We start from the raw sequence: 16,481 nt of genomic DNA on the forward strand, positions 1-16,481 counted from the left end.
CCTTTTTCGGTTGTCGACAGTTAGTCTTTTTCGGGCAATAAGTACTGCTCAAAAAATAATACCGTTGCTTCTTGGTACACATCCGCGTTTTCTTTACGTGCATAGCCATGCCCTTCGTTAAGCGCATTCATGTACCAAACTTTTTTATCGGCAGCCCGCAACGCCGCAACAATTTGCTCGGCTTCAGTGACCGGAACCCGCGGGTCATTCTCGCCTTGCACCACAAACATTGGCACGTTTATTTTGTCGACATGATTATTCGGACTAATGGCCTCCAAGTGCTCGCGCATTGCAAGGTCGCGCTCATCACCATACTCAGCACGGCGCAGATCACGACGATAGCTTTCAGTGTTTTCCAAAAACGTCACAAAGTTCGAAATACCAACGATATCGACTGCAGCTTTTAACTTGTCGCTGTAATGTACAGAGCTGGCGAGCACCATGTAACCGCCATAACTACCGCCAATCACCGCCACCCGTGAAGCATCTAAATCGGGTTGCGTGGCAATCCAATCGAGCAAAGCGCCGATATCCTTCACCGAGTCTTCGCGATTAAAGCCGTTATCGAGGCTAACGTAGTTTTTACCGTAACCCGCCGAACCACGCACGTTCGGTGCAATCACTGCGGCGCCTAATTGCTGCACCCACAACTGTACGGTGCCGCTAAAGTACGGGCGATACTGCGCTTCAGGGCCGCCATGAATGCTGATGATGACAGGTGCCGGACCCTCCGCTTCAGGTTTATAGACAAATGCGGGCACTTCAAGACCATCGAAACTTTCAAACCGCACTAATTCTGGCTCAACGAAAGTATCGGTGTTTAAGCCACCAACCTCGCTATAAGTCCAACGTGCGAGTTGATCATTAGCGTCCAACATAAACACATCAGTCGGTGACTTCGGCGTGTTCAGACTCAGCGCCAGCTTGTCGCCATCGGGACTAAACACCAAACCGCCAACCACGCCAACCGGTAATCCTTCGACCTTGCTGTAAGTGAAGCTTTGCGGATCGAGACGATACAGCTGACTCATGCCCTCTTCGTTGACGGTGAAAGCGGCCTTGCTACCATCATCGCTCATGGCAAAATTATCGACGTTCCACGGAATGCTCTCGGTAATGACCGTGACTTTATCAGTTTCGGTATTACGAAATGCCAGTTGGGTAAAATCAGAAAATTGATCAGTGGTGAAAAAGTAACCTGTTCCGTCTTTGCGATAACCTTGCGGAAAGTTGGCGCTCTGCCCTACTTCACTGGCTTCACGCAGCTGTAACTCACGCTCATTCATATCGAATTCGTGCACGCGAACGTCAGTGATACTGCGGTACTGCACGACCAAAAGTTTCTGATTGTCGGGCGACCAATCTACGGCACCCCACCAACTGCCATCAGGTGCTTCAACCGCAATCTCGGCTTGGTCCGGCTGATCAGGATCCATCACCCAAATGTCATTAGCGCGACCATCACGACGGGTACTTTGATAGGCAATCCGCTCGCCATCATGACTCCACACCACCGCACCATTACGTGACTCGCCATCGCTGATCATTTCGTAATGGCCAGTGTTTGGGTCCAACAAGAACAGTTGGCTAAACTCGTTGCCACCGGCGTCCATGGAGAAGATCATGCGGTCAGACCCTGGCTGCCGTGCGATCCCACCAATTGGCTCTGCAAAGAAGGTCAACTGCTGACGGTAACCGCCCGCTTGCGCGACTTTGTGTAACTGACTCACGTCACCAAAGCGTGTACTAATATAAATCGCTTCGCCATCAGCACTAAAGGCACGAAATGCCGCCGAGCGAATATTCTGATAGCGACTCAATTGCTCGCCAATACGTGCCGGAATTTCAGGAATATCTTCAAGAATCAGTTGGCCATTGTTCATGGTCCGTGTTTCAACATCGGCCTCAGCAAAGCTGACGTTGGTCGTTAAAAACGTCGTCAGCGCGAGAGCCAACATTGTTGCTTGCAGCTTCATAGGGATTTCCTCATGTTGTTTTTTTAAACAAACAATAGAGGGATTTATTGCAAAAGGATAGTCACAGAACGTAACAGAGTGTAATGAGGTGCTTACTTACAACGCGCTAGTAGCTCCGCTAAGGGCACATTGGTACTGCCAGCGTATTGATAGGCTTGCGCCAAGAAAAGCTCACCACAAGCGACTGCGTCGCTGTAGGCATGGTGTGCGGTGTACTCCGGCAATTGAAAACGCTGTCGACAAGCATTTAAAGTCAAACTTCCTCGTGCAATGTGATGTTGTTGCTGCTTTAAGCGTTGCGCTTCGAAAGTCAGTGTATCGAACTTAGCGAGCGGTTGCAGTTTCACTTGCTGCTGCTTGGCAAACTGCAGTAAAAATTGCCAATCGAACTGCACGTGATGGGCAACTAACACTGCTCCTCTGAGTGCCTGCGCAAGTGCCTGTAAGGCGTCTAGAGGATCTTCAGCCGCAGCAAAATCGCGACTCACCATACCATGCACCACCGGTGACTGTTTTAAATCAGGGCGCTTTTGCACGACAAAGTACTGCGCTTGTTGATAGTCCAATAGTGGTGGCTCAATCACCACCCAGCCGATGGCCAACACCTGATCGGTCTTCGGGTCAAGCCCGCTGGTTTCCAGATCCAACGCCACGTAGCGCTGTCCGCGCCAGCCACGTTGCAACAATTGTCTACGCTGCCACCAGCGTCGCAATCCCAGCATAGCAGTTATCCTAGCCGTCCGAACTTCATACCAACGCCCTGCTGACAATCTTTCAGAATGCTAAAAGCAGTTTTCAATTGGCGCCTCACCAAAGTACTCAGCTCATCCGGATCCAGTGCGTTCTTCGGATGATCGGTACCCCATACCGCCAACTGATGTTGCAAACGCAACTGGGTGAGAAACTGCCAAGCTTCACCGAGCGCCTGATTGTCTTTGCGGTTGAGTAACTTGCTGTCTTGCAACAATGCGAGTCGCGTAAGGGTACGCGGCTCGGTAAGTCCGGCATGCAAGCTATACAAACGCACAATATCGTTCACTAACGCCAAGCCATAACGCTTAATATCGATCAAGTCGCTGTCTTTACCCGACTCGGTGCCACGAAATCGATTAAATAAACCCAAGGGCACCTGCACATTGCTTTGTAAGCGAGCCAAATTACCTAAAAAGAACTCCGAGCGCCCTAGCTTAGCCACAGCTTCACGATAGCTTTGGTACAACCGTTTGTTGCCCCGCACATTACGGCTGTCAAAAAAGATTTGGCAATACATGAGTGCTTTCGGCGTTGGAGACTCGGTCCAAGTAGTAAAGCGCTCTAACCAGCCTTCGCGCGTGCGTCGACAGTCCGGATTCGACGCCATAATGTTGCCGGGACATTTGGGCACGCCGCAGGCCGCCAAGCCCTCGCACACATAATCACCAAGCCCCGCGAACCATTCGAGTTGTTGTTCATTTAGGTCATTGGCCAACAACAAACCGTTATCTTGATCAGAGCTTAGGGTTTGATCTTCGCGCCCCTGCGAACCGAATGCCAACCACACATAGGACGCCGGTGCGACACCATGCTGTTGCTCATAAAAATCAATCAGTTTGCGCGTCATGGTATCGGTAAGGCTTGCTAACAGCCGACCCACGGCACCGGCATCATTCACCCGTAACGCAAAACTGTGCATGTAATCGGGAATGTGTGAAGCCTCACTCACCAGTGAAGCTAAATCAGCCGCCTTGTTTAGCGCACTAATCAGCATTACCGGTTCGCTCTTTTGCTGCCGCATCAAGTCGGTGTTGGTGAGCATACCGAGCGGTTGGTCATCGGCATCCAGTACCGGAATATGATGCACATTCTCTTGCGTCATCAACGTTAAGGCATCCAACAGGCGCTGGTGGCTGCCCACCGTAGTCGGCGCTTGGGTCATAATGGCATTCACATGAATACCATAGTCGAGCCCTTGCGCGACGACGCGATTACGTAAATCACGATCGGTGACAATACCAAGCAAGCGGCCATCATCGACAATCATCACCGATGAAATTTTTTCTTCGCGCATCGTTTGCGCCGCTTGTTGAATGGTGGCGGTGGACGGCAAACACACTGCAGCACGTTTGACCACTTCCGCGATCGGCAATTGCAACGAATCTGCATAACTAGGACTGGTTGCGTTTGGTACCGCACCACCAGGTCGGCGTTGATGTTGGGTTTCGGTCAACAAACGTTGCTCATGCGCACGGATAAAGTAACGCTCAAACGCCCGTGAATGCTGCCGCAACTTATCAAAGTCAGCACCAGCAATGATATAAATAATGCCGTCTTCAATCACCTCTAGTCGGTTCACCACATCGCGCCCACTCAGCAATGACGGAAAACCAAACAGGTCATGTGACTCAAGCCGTTCAATCAATTGCCCTTCTGGCGTGAACAAATCAAAGCCGCCTGAGCGCACAATATAAAGCGCTGGGCTGTAGTCCTTGAAAAACCGATCGACGTTATGTTCGTTCACATAAGCGGCTTTGATCTGTCCGGCAATCCACTGACGTTGTTCGCCATCTAATTGATCAAATGGCGGGCAGTCCAGTAAAAAGCGAATAATGTCCCCAAACTCCGGCTGCATAACCCCTCCAAAAAGCGTGATTCGTGATTCGTTACTCGTTAGGGGTGTATATTGCGATCACCTCTAACGAATAACGATTAACGAGTAACGGTATTAAAAAAAAAGCCCGGCGATGCCGGGCTTGTATCTTAATGACCAGTCGCGCCACCCGCTCCTTTCGGATAACGAATCGACTCTACCAAGTCTTGCGTTGCTTGTGGTGCATCACCCGTCGCTTTATGCACAACATAAGCCACGATAAAGTTGAACACCATACCTAAGGTACCGATACCCTCAGGTGAGATACCGAACCACCAGTTGTCCGGCGTATTGGCAGCTGGGTTCACAAACTTGAAGTAAATAATATAGGTCAAGGTGAAGATGATACCAACTAACATACCGGCAATGGCGCCCGCGCTATTCATACGTTTATAGAAAATGCCCAAAATGATCGCAGGGAAGAAGCTTGCTGCGGCTAAGCCGAAGGCAAAAGCTACCACCTGCGCCACGAAGCCGGGCGGATTAATACCAAACCAGGTCGACAGAGCAACTGCGACTGCGGCAGCGACACGTGCCCACATCAGTTCTTGGCGGTCAGTGATATTTGGCGCTAAGGTTCGCTTCAGTAAATCGTGCGAAACCGAAGTTGAAATGACCAACAATAAGCCCGCTGAGGTAGACAATGCTGCGGCTACGCCACCGGCTGCGACCAGTGCCACTACCCAAGCTGGTAGGTCAGCTATTTCTGGGTTGGCTAATACCATGATGTCACGGTCAACAGTCATTTCGTTGCGTTCATCACCTGAGTAGAACATCTCGCCATCACCGTTCTTGTCTTCCCAGCTGATCAAACCGGTTTGTTCCCAGTTTTTCACCCACTGCGGCGCTTGTTCATACTCAACACCCGTTAAATCAGGTCCGTTGATAGTATTGATCAAGTTTACTTTGGCGAAGGCTGCGATTGACGGTGCAGTCAGGTAAACCACAGAAATAAACACCAAGGCCCAACCTGCTGAACGACGTGCATCACGTACTTTAGGTACAGTGAAGAAGCGTACAATCACGTGTGGCAAACCGGCAGTACCGACCATGAGCGCACAAGTGATAGCGAACACATCAATCTTACTGCGTAAACCTTCGGTATAGGCCGCAAGCCCCAGCTCTTCAGAGAGCCCGTCGAGACGCGCTAACAAGTAATTACCCTCACCTGCCACACCTTCAGCGATGGTTGCACCAAAGCCTGTTTGCGGTAGGAAGTGCCCGGTCATGTAAATCGAAATAAAGATAGCCGGTACCAAGTAGGCGAATGCCAGTACGCAGTACTGTGCCACCTGGGTATAGGTGATACCTTTCATACCACCGAGTACGGTGTAGAAGAATACAATCACGGCACCAATGAAGACGCCGGTCGCAATCTCTACTTCGAGGAAGCGCGAGAACACCACACCAACCCCACGCATTTGGCCAGCGATATAGGTAAAGCTGATCAAGATAGCGCAGATAACCGCGATAGTACGCGCAAGTTGTGAGTAATAGCGATCACCAATAAAGTCAGGTACGGTGAACTTACCAAATTTACGTAGATAAGGTGCTAAGCATAATGCCAGTAGCACATAACCACCGGTCCACCCCATCAAATAGACACTGCCGTCATAACCCGCAAACGAGATAATACCGGCCATAGAAATAAACGATGCCGCCGACATCCAATCAGCAGCGGTTGCCATCCCATTCATTACTGGGTGAACGCCACCGCTGGCGACATAAAAGTCATTGGTTGATCCTGCCCGAGCCCACACTGCAATAGCGATATACAGCGCAAAGGTAGCTCCGACGATAATAAACGTAAGCGTTTGAATATCCATGCTCGGGCCCCTTAGTCTTCGTGAACTTCGTATTTGTTATCAAGCGCCGCCATTCGTTTGATATAAATAAAAATCAGAATGACGAAAGCAATGATTGACCCTTGTTGAGCAAACCAAAAGCCCAACTTAAAGCCGAAAAAAGTAAACTGATTGAGCCAGTCCACCAAGATGATGCCAAAACCGTACGACACAAGGAACCAGACTGCTAACAGCTTAAGTACCAGTCCGATATTCTCGCGCCAGTAGGCTTTAGCGAGTTCTTCGCTTTTGAACGCCATAACGCCCTCCAGGTTGTTCTATTGTTATTTTGTTTTTGTGCATTAACGAATCTAGTCGCCCTGCTGTCAACGAGAAATACGACATTGGTCTAACAGCCATAAAAAAACACCGCCGAAGCGGTGTTTTTATTTTTAATTCAACGTGTTACTCGCCAATATATTTATCGAAGAAAGTCAGCATTTGCTGCCAACGCTCAACGTTGTTCTCAGGTTTGTAAAAGCCGTGACCTTCACCTTCTTTAAACAGCCATTCATACGGATGGTTGCGCTCTTTCAATGCATCGCGTAAACGATAGGCATGTTCTTTCGGCACGCGTACGTCAGCACCACCTTGAATGATAAATACCGGCGCCTTGAGCTTATCGACATTATGCACTGGAGATTGTGCTTCACGACCTTCTTCAGCCGACGGCAATACTTGGTCAAGGTAGTTTCGACCGGCCTGCGCCTGTTGAATATCACCTTGCTCATACATTAAGTTCAAGTCATACACACCGACAAAGCCAACAATACACTTGTATAAGTCAGGTTCACGAATGCCGCTTTGCACCGCTGCATAACCACCATAGGACGCACCGTAAACACACACGCGATCAGGGTCGGCAATGCCCTCTTCGACCAAGTGCATGACGCCATCGGTCATGTCGTTGATCATGGTGGTGCCCCAATTTTTGTAGCCAAGTTCAAGGAACTCACGACCAAAACCACCAGAACCACGGAAGTTTGGCTGCAATACTGCATAGCCATGTTCAGCCAACACCTTCGCATCACTGTCCATACGCGTAACCGTATCACGTGGGCCATGCGGGCCACCGTGCGGCAACAAAATCAGCGGCAAATCTTTCGCTTCTTTACCTTTTGGTAAGGTAAGCACCGCGTGAATGTCGAGCCCATCACGACTCTTGTAGAAGATCGTTTTGGTTTGCGGAAATTCGTGACCTTGCATCCAAGGGCGGGTATTCGCAATGAGCGTCAACTTACCGAGTTCGCGATCAAACATGTAGAAAGTCGCTGGTTGATTCGCCGATTCAACCCGAATCACGAGTTTTTGGTTGTCATGGGTACTTGAGTTAATCGATACCGATTGATTTGGAAAAGTCGCGACTAAGCTCTGTACTAACTTGGCATAGGTTTCATCTTTAACACCATCAAAGAAAAAGGTGCCGATGCCATCGTATTCAAATGCCGCACCAATAATTTCCGTAGAACGGCCATTTTTGACCGCGGCAATTGGCATCAAATCCACTTCTGGATGTTCAGCCATGACTGATTCTTTTTTGGTATCCATGTCCAAAATACTCAAAGCACGAGTATCCGACTGCGAGTCACTCAAGCCAATCACTTGATTGGTGCCAGGTAACCAACCCAATGGGGTAAAACCACCCTCATCTTCGTAGTAGCTCATTACCTCATACCATTCTTGATCGGCACCGTCGCGGCCTAAAATCTGAATCTTATTACCATCATCAGGATCGATACCTAACACTAATCTTGAGACGCCTTTATCGTCGAGCACCACTTGTACGTTGGTACTGCGATAGGCACGTAACGGAATACGGCCCTCGGCGCGTTTGCGACCAGAGGTAACTTTCATCGTATACAAATCAAGATAGGGCTCAGCAGAAGTAAACGAGCGCTGATAAATCATGATTGCATCAGGATCTTCCGGTAGAAAATCGACAATTTGTGCGAACACATATTCACCGCTATCCGAACGCGGTCCGGTAAGGATTTCTTGCCGTTTACCATTGGCATCCATGGCGAAAATTTCACCGGTTGGGATCGGTGCATCTAGCGAGCCAATTTCACGCACCATAGTCATGACCAAACGGTCATTATTCGCCCAGTTGAATGAACCCACTGATTCATTGCCTTGCCCCTGGGTGACCGACAAAATTTTGCTTTCGTTAATATCGATGACCGTCAACTGGACATTGCCATCCGGATTACGTGATGTGGCTGCCAAGTAATCGCCTTCGGGTGAAATCTTCACATCTAAATACTGTGCATGTTTCGCGTAATTCTCTAACAGCTCGGTGTTCACATCCGACACTTCAGAGCTGAAGCTCGCGGTTGGCAGCATCAGGGCAACCACGCCCCACATAAGTGCTAACTTCATAATGCCCTCGTTGTTCTTATCTATTTTAGTTTTTGAAATAAAAAGCCCCACCAAGAGGTGGGGCTTTGGTCTTACTTTCTCATACAATTCTAAAGCGCGAGGCTATTAGAAGCGGTATGAAACGTTGAAGAACGCACGGCGACCTAAGTAATCGATTTGCGATGCAAACAACGGAACGTTACCGATCAGACCGTAACCAACACCAGAACTTACTGCTGGAGGTTGCTTATCGAACAAGTTCGAAATACCGAAGGTTACGTCGATGTTATCGTCAAACGTAGTGCTTGCAGACAACGAGTGGTAGAACAAGCTCGGTAACTCAGCGATGAAGGTAATATCTTCACCACGGTAAGTACTTGTGTTCTCACCATCGAAGTAACCTGTGTAGTCCTCGGTCTTCTCAGAGTAAGTCACAGTCCAGTTATAGTTCCAATCATCACGGCTAAACGTAGTACGGATTGAACCGATGTGCTTCGGATTACCTACTAACCCGATATACTGGAACGGCTCATCACCAGAGAACTGCTGGAATGAACGTTCGATCTGGTTGGTGTGATCCCACTTAACGCGAACATCACCGAAGTCAAACGAGTCTTGGTAGGTAAAGACGAAGTCAACACCACGAACAACTTGCTGCGCGGTGTTCAAATATCCACCACGAACTTCTACCAGACCATAGTCGCCGCTACCGATATCACCACGAGTGATTTGGTCACAGAATGGTTCGTTAGCAAAGTCTTCAGACGTATAACACTGCGATAATACGGCAGCACCTGAAACGTTTGCAATTTGGTCGCGGATGATAACATCATAGAAATCCGCAGACGCTGCGAAACGACCTTCTGGGCTGGTATAAACGATACCAACACCTTCAGATACCGAAGTTTCAGCATTCAACTGTCCTGCACCGCCACCAGTGATCGAAGTGTAGCTACCACGGATTGCAGTGTCATAGTCTTCAGGAATGCCTGCGGCCGCACAGTTTGCACGTACCAGAGGATTCGTAGACTCACCCCAATCCAAACACGGGTCGTCGGTTTGACCACGGAAACCAGTTTGGTTTTCTAAGTACAGTTCATAAAGTGCTGGAGCACGGAACGAAGTACCACGTGATGCGCGAACACGGACACCTGCGCCTACTTCCCAGTTTGCACTGAGTTTGTAAGTAGTGTCGCTACCGTAAACGTTCACGTGAGTCCAACGACCAGAAGCAGTTAGGTCTAAAGATTCAACCAACGGTAAGTCGCGCAGTACTGGGATTTGGAATTCAGCATAGTAAGCGCGAGTAATTGCTTTACCTGCAGTGATACCAGCAGCTGTGCGGCCCCAAGAGTTGTTGTTTAACGTAACGTCTCCAGGAGTATCGTTGATTTCATCTTTCTGCCAGTACACACCCAATGCAGTACCAACTGGACCCGCAGGCAGGTCTAGCAAGTCACCGGTGATGTAGGCATCAAAGGTATCTTGCTTGTATGTGGTGTTACCGATATCGCGGCCGAATAAGAAGCCACGAGCAGCTTCACTTTGGTTACCCGCTAAGTTTTGTGGATCGAACCAATCATATTCAACACAGCTACGACCAGAAATTTCCGTAGTACGACCATCACAAGGCACGCCCAACAGAGTTTCGAGAGCCATGGTGTAAGAATCAGTCAGAATGACTTTATCATCGTATTTACCACCGTTGTGGCTACGCTGATAAGACATATCCCAGTTCCAGAAGCCAATTGAACCTTCGAGACCAATAACGGCACGAGTATAGTCAACTGTAGTTTTGCCACCAGAGTGATTGGTTAAGTGAACAGGCATAATCCAGCCGTCACCAGAGAACCCAGGCGCCCATTCGATAGGAATCTGACCACCGCCCACGGTAGGATCAAGAGCAGAAATGTCACGCGTCCAGAACTGACGTACGCCGTTTGACTTAGTTACACGACGGCTATGGAGGAGTTCACCATAGAATGAAGTGCTGTCAGTCAAATCGTAGTCACCTTGCAAATAGAGCGAGCTAGTGGTGCTACGTGGAACGATAGTTGCGTTTTGGAAGTGCGGGTTACTGCCACCGTCGATTAGCGCGTTAGACTCGGTAGTAAAACCAGTAAGGTTATCATAACCAGCCCAGTACCAACCGTCCGGGTTACTATCAACAAATGGGTTTTCAGATGACAAATCTGGGAAGCCAAAACCATCATAATCGTACTGGATACGACCGGCACCAGCCAACGCTGGACGGCCACTCGCAAAACGACCTAAGAACTCATAACCGAACATACCGTAGGTAGTACCAGCACAGTAGTATTCGCCAGTGCGTGGGTCGATAAGATCTGCGCGTTCGCCAGTACCTGCATCAAAATACAAGCTTTCTTGACACTGGAAATAGTCGCGGTCATTACGTTTCATGCCAGTGTTAACGTTATGGTCAGCTACGAGACGCCATGAACCACGATCTGTTGCTTCACCGTAAGTGGCGTTGATACGAACAGTTTCACCGCCACTTTCAAATGGCTTGCTACCAGATACGTTAACTTCACCGCCCTCGCCACGTTTGGTGATGATGTTGATAACACCAGCAACTGCGTCAGAACCGTAAAGTGAAGAGGCACCATCTTTCAAAATTTCAACGCGCTCAATCACACTGATTGGCAATGCGTTCATATCAAACGCTGATACCTGACCACGGGTACCGGCAGGACCTGCACGGCGACCGTTCAAAAGTACCAAGGTACGGTTTGCACCCAAGCCACGCATTGAGATTGATTCAGCACCGCTACCACCGTTGGTTACATAACCGACTGAGTAGGCAGAGATCAACTGGTCAGAACCGGCCGCTACGGTTGAAGTACGGAGTAATTCACCAAGGGTGTTCAAACCTTCATCTTGTGCGATGTCAGCTGAAATGATTTCGATTGGAGTAGGACTGTCAAGACCGTCAGTACGAATACGTGAGCCTGTGACCTGAATTTTTTCTGTTACTTCTTTTTCTTCAGCGTTTTGCTGATCATCCTCAGATTGGTCTTGCGCGTAAGCTGGTGCACCAGCTAACAATGCAGTACCAAAACCTGCCATCATGATGGAACGGATTGAACTCGACAAAAATGACTGCTTAGCCATGTGAGTCTCCCTGATATTTTTATTGTAAGTTGTGTTCAATGGAACTTTTTAAAAAGTTTAATTGGTTCAATCGTCTGTGCTTAATGGGCTACAGCTGATTGGTTCCACAGAAGACGCCGCTTTAAAACGACTTTTGCTTCCGAGGCTCAGTCAACCACAGTTTCATTATTTTTACAATAGCTTTGCAACAAGTTGTAAATGGGTTTTTGATGCCGAAAAACTGACCGCAGATGTAAGGCTTTCGTGACGAATCGGACATGTTTGTGAAGAAAAAATTAACCATTTGTTTTTTATAGTAATATCAGTGTGTATGTATTTCATAACTTACTAAACAAACTCATCTATAAGACCCTACAGAACAACATTTAGCCGATTTTAGTACATTTTTACAGCGGCACAAAAGTTTGACCTGAACATGTAACCAAATGTAACGTGAAAATTACAATTACCCCCCACCATAAACCTTAGTCTTTTTTCGGGTTTGATTAAGTTGTATAACTATTTTGTCCGACCCGTTGCTCGACCATCGTCGATCTTGACCCTGAACCTGCGCTCACGCTACTGTTAGCGATTATCTAACGACCGCCGCCGAGACTTTCATGACCCTACTGCTCATTGTCGCCTCTCTTGCTTATATTGCTCTGTTGTTCGCAGTGGCGCATTACGGTGACAAATCCGGTTCATGGGCCAACCGCCTGAGTTACAAACCAACGGTTTACAGTATGTCGTTGGCGATTTACTGCACTTCATGGACCTATTACGGTGCGGTCGGTAATGCTGCTAGTTTCGGTTGGGCTTATTTGCCTATTTTGCTGGGCCCGTTCTTGTTATTTATCTTTGGCTTACCGATCGTTGAAAAACTGGTATCCGTTAGCAAACAACAAAACATCACTTCGATTGCGGATTTCATTGCCAGCCGCTACGGCAAGCGCCAACGTCTCGCGCTGTTTGTTACCCTTATCGCGGCACTCGCCACCATTCCGTATATCGCCTTGCAGCTCAAAGCTGTTGGTTTAACCTTTGTGGTGCTGACCGAGAACACCACCGCCTTTACTGAGTTTTCTATTAATGAGTTAATGGCGGCTGCCATTATGGCAGTGTTCGCCATGTTGTTCGGTACCCGCCATATTGAAGTAACTGAGTATCGTAACGGCATGATCTTGGCGATTGCATTTGAGTCTGCGGTAAAACTAATTGCCTTGGTCGCCGCGGCGATTTTCGCGTGGTATTTGTTTACAGATGTATCGCCAGTCTCTATGTTCGAGCGCATTACGCAACCTGAGCAAGCTGTCTGGTCTTGGGCCGCCTTTACTGAATTCGATTTTATCGTGCAAACCTTTATGGCAGCCGGGGTTATTCTGTGTCTACCTCGCCAGTTTCACGTCACCGTTGTCGATAACGTCAACATCGCCCACTTGCGCACTGCGCGCTGGGGATTCCCGCTCTATCTGTTTGTAGTTGCGGCAGCGATAGTCCCTATTGCCCTCACCGGCTCGATGTTTCTGGGAACCAACGTTGATGGTTCCACTTATGCACTGCAGCTACCTTTGCTACATGACCAAACCTGGTTAGCAGTGGTCATCTTTATCGGTGGTTTTTCGGCGGCAACCGCAATGGTGATTATCGCCTCGGTCACGCTCAGTACCATGATCACCAACGATGTCATTATGCCGCTAATTCTGCAACGCGGCCGCAGTTTCCCGTTTGGCATGCCGGCCGCACTACAAGCCACCGAAGTGCGTTCGTTCCAAGGCCGCTTGTTGTTCATTCGCCGCGTCGCGATTGCGGTCATCATGCTCTTGGCCTACCTGTGTTATTACTTGTGGGCGGCAAATACAGGCCTGGTAAGCATCGGCTTGCTGGCATTTTCCGTGGTACTGCAGTTACTTCCTGCAATTATCGGTGGTCTCTACTGGCGTCGCGGACATGCGCGTGGGGTTTATGTTGGCTTAGGGGTTGGCTTACTGGCATGGCTGTTCAGTGTGGCACTGCCAATGTACCTGCCCCACACCATGAGCGACACCAGTATTATCACCCAAGGCACGGTGATCAGCCTCGCCGTAAATACGGCTGCCTACATTATCTTCTCACTAGTCGCGCAAGCGCGTTTGGTCGACCGTATTCAGGCCACTGCCTTCGTCAAGCCGCGAGTCGCCGTGCAAGAACACACCATTGGTCGCCATCACCAAGCCACCAACGGTGACATGGTGTTGTTGCTGCGCACTTTCATTGGCGAACAACGGGCCAAACAGTTGCTCGACTTTTTCAATGACGCGCAACAAGTTGATATCAACGATGCGAAGAAAGACGATGTCGCCAGTCGCGAGTTTATCGATTACGTCGAACGCGCCTTAACCGGGGTTCTGGGCGCAGCGACCGCGCGCTCGCTGGTGGAAGCGGCACTGCGCGATCGGCGTTTGCATCTAGAAGAGGTGGTGCACTTTTTCGACGACACCACGCAAGCACTGCAAACGCAACAGTCAATTCTGTTTAGCTCGCTAGAAAATCTCGCGCAAGGCATCAGCGTGGTCGACGCCGAACTACGCCTGGTGGCTTGGAACAAGCGTTATCTTGATTTGTTTGAGTATCCCGAAGGCATGGTCAAACCGGGGCAGCCCATCGCCACACTGATTCGCTACAACGCTGAACGTGGCGAATGTGGTCCCGGCGAAATTGACGAGTTGGTGAATAAGCGTCTGAACTACATGCAAATGGGTTCACCGCATCGGTTTATTCGCCGCCGTGGCGATGGCCGCGTGATCGAGATGGTCGGTAACCCACTGCCGAACGGCGGTTTTGTCACCAGTTTCACCGACATCACCGAGCACGTTGAAACCGCGCAAGCACTGGAAGAGGCGAATATCGACCTTGAGCAGCGCATCAGTGTGCGGCAGCGTAAAATTCGCGAGATCAACAACGAGCTAACGGAAGAAATTGAACGTCGCCGTAAAGTTGAGGTAGAACTCAAACAAGCGAAGCAAGAAGCCGAAGAAGCCAATGCCTCAAAAACGCGCTTTTTAGCACTTGCCAGCCACGATATTTTACAACCGCTGAATGCAGCACGTTTGTACTTGTCGGCCATGGATGAAGCCACGCTAACGCCGCAAAATCTGCAACTCACGCACAAACTTGATACCGCCTTGGCATCGACCGAGCACCTGCTCAGCACCCTGCTGCAAATTGCCAAAATGGACCAAGGCGCATTGCAGCCGAATTTCCGCCATGTGCAGTTAAGCACCATCATTCAACCGCTACTGCACGAGTATGCAGTGCTGGCACAACAGCGTGGTATCGAATTGCGCGCCCGCTGGCAAGATGCGGTAATTTATACCGACCCGACCTATTTGCGCCGCATCATTCAAAACTTTTTGTCCAACGCAGTGAAGTACAATCGCGACAACGGCAAGGTTTTGCTCAGCGTTCGCAACCGCGGCGAGCAACTGCAAATTGCGGTATGGGACACCGGTCCCGGCATCACCATGCAACAGCGCCAGCGCGTTTTTGACGCGTTTTATCGGGGTCAGAATACCCGCGTAGAAGGCGTTGGACTCGGCTTAAGCGTGGCTAAGCGCATGAGCGAACAACTACGTTGCGAACTCAAACTCTATAGTAAAGAGGGTCACGGGAGTTGTTTTGCGGTAACAGTACCACGTGGCTCAGCAGCACAAGTGGTGAGTCAACTCGCACCACAAGAACAAGGACGCCCTACCGAACACTTGACCCTAGTGTGCGTCGATGACGATAGTGAAAATCTCAATGCTCTGCGCGCACTATTAGAAAAATGGGGCTGCACCGTCGAAACCTTCACTAGCAGCGCCACAGTGCTGCAGTATGCAGCCACCCATGACGCTCCAGACGGCGTACTACTGGACTATCAACTTGGTGATGATGAGCATCATGGGTTAAGCTTAATCAGCGCCTTACGCGAGCACTGGGGAACAGCTGTCACCGGCGCGCTTGTCACTGCGATGCGTGATGATAACGTACGGAAACAAAGTCGTGAGGTCGGCTTACACTTCTTAGCGAAGCCAGTAAAGCCGGCGGCTCTTAAAGCACTACTAAAGCACTTAATGAGCCGCCGTTAAGGGGAAGTTAATTAGCGCTCTGCCGTGGGTCTTGCCAAACAGCGACCACCTTCGAATACAACCAGAGGTTTCGAAATCATTTCACAAGTACCCACAATGTCGTTGTCTTGCTGAAATGCTGTTTGCAACTCACGATGCTCGTCGATGAGTTTCAATAATACCTGCTCATCGAGCGCCGAGGTTGAATAGGCCATGTAATATTCAGGCCCGCCACAAGGTCGATGCCCTACGGCTGCCAGCTTACATTGCTCGAGATTATCGGCGTATGCCATGCCTATCATCGAACGTATTTGTTGATCAAGCTCGGCGACTTCAGCCTGACTATCACGGCCCGGTTCCATTTTTGGCTGCTCACTGGTGAGTTCTGCTTGTTCCGACTGCGATGGCTCCTCAACGGGGCCACCGCAACCAGTCAATAGCGTCAAACCAAAGGCTAACAACGCATATTTCATATCCGCTC

9 protein-coding genes are annotated in these 16,481 nt (G+C 49.5%); 1 reads left to right on the forward strand and 8 read right to left on the reverse strand.

The genetic code is table 11. The annotated features are described in order from the left end of the window. Positions 1-20: 20 nt before the first annotated feature. From ACJ8W9_RS05845 to ACJ8W9_RS05875, 7 genes are all read right to left on the reverse strand, one after another. A complete protein-coding gene (locus ACJ8W9_RS05845) occupies positions 21-1,976 on the reverse strand; it encodes an alpha/beta fold hydrolase (protein WP_411358923.1) in 1,956 nt (651 codons plus the stop codon). A gap of 92 nt (positions 1,977-2,068) precedes the next feature. Next, positions 2,069-2,698 carry a 3'-5' exonuclease gene (locus ACJ8W9_RS05850; protein WP_411358924.1) on the reverse strand — a complete coding sequence of 210 codons (630 nt, stop codon included), beginning with the start codon at positions 2,696-2,698 and terminating at the stop codon, positions 2,069-2,071. Positions 2,699-2,703: 5 nt separating this feature from the next. Beyond that, entirely contained in the window at positions 2,704-4,584 is a 1,881-nt protein-coding gene (locus ACJ8W9_RS05855; RefSeq protein WP_411358925.1) for a DUF294 nucleotidyltransferase-like domain-containing protein, read from the reverse strand. 128 nt (positions 4,585-4,712) lie between these two features. Beyond that, complete coding sequence (locus ACJ8W9_RS05860; RefSeq protein WP_411358926.1) at positions 4,713-6,428, reverse strand: sodium:solute symporter family protein; 1,716 nt, start codon at positions 6,426-6,428, stop codon at positions 4,713-4,715. A gap of 11 nt (positions 6,429-6,439) precedes the next feature. After that, complete coding sequence (locus ACJ8W9_RS05865; protein WP_411358927.1) at positions 6,440-6,706, reverse strand: DUF4212 domain-containing protein; 267 nt, start codon at positions 6,704-6,706, stop codon at positions 6,440-6,442. Between the two features lie 145 nt (positions 6,707-6,851). After that, positions 6,852-8,825: a prolyl oligopeptidase family serine peptidase gene (locus tag ACJ8W9_RS05870; protein ID WP_411358928.1), complete on the reverse strand. Its 1,974-nt coding sequence runs from the start codon at positions 8,823-8,825 to the stop codon at positions 6,852-6,854. A gap of 105 nt (positions 8,826-8,930) precedes the next feature. Beyond that, on the reverse strand, positions 8,931-11,936 hold the full coding sequence (locus ACJ8W9_RS05875; RefSeq protein ID WP_411358929.1) for a TonB-dependent receptor domain-containing protein: 3,006 nt from the start codon (positions 11,934-11,936) through the stop codon (positions 8,931-8,933). A 599-nt stretch (positions 11,937-12,535) separates the two neighbouring features. Between ACJ8W9_RS05875 and ACJ8W9_RS05880 the strand changes: the two genes are divergently transcribed. Further along, positions 12,536-16,021, forward strand: coding sequence for a PAS-domain containing protein (locus tag ACJ8W9_RS05880; protein ID WP_411358930.1), 3,486 nt, complete (start codon positions 12,536-12,538; stop codon positions 16,019-16,021). A gap of 11 nt (positions 16,022-16,032) precedes the next feature. On the opposite strand, the gene ACJ8W9_RS05885 is transcribed toward ACJ8W9_RS05880, so the two are convergent. Beyond that, positions 16,033-16,473 (reverse strand): hypothetical protein, encoded by a 441-nt coding sequence (locus ACJ8W9_RS05885; RefSeq protein ID WP_411358931.1) that lies wholly within the window; start codon positions 16,471-16,473, stop codon positions 16,033-16,035. Positions 16,474-16,481 lie beyond the last annotated feature (8 nt).

It is taken from the genome of Pseudidiomarina salilacus (assembly GCF_047323925.1).
Taxonomy (GTDB): Bacteria; Pseudomonadota; Gammaproteobacteria; order Enterobacterales; family Alteromonadaceae; genus Pseudidiomarina; species Pseudidiomarina salilacus.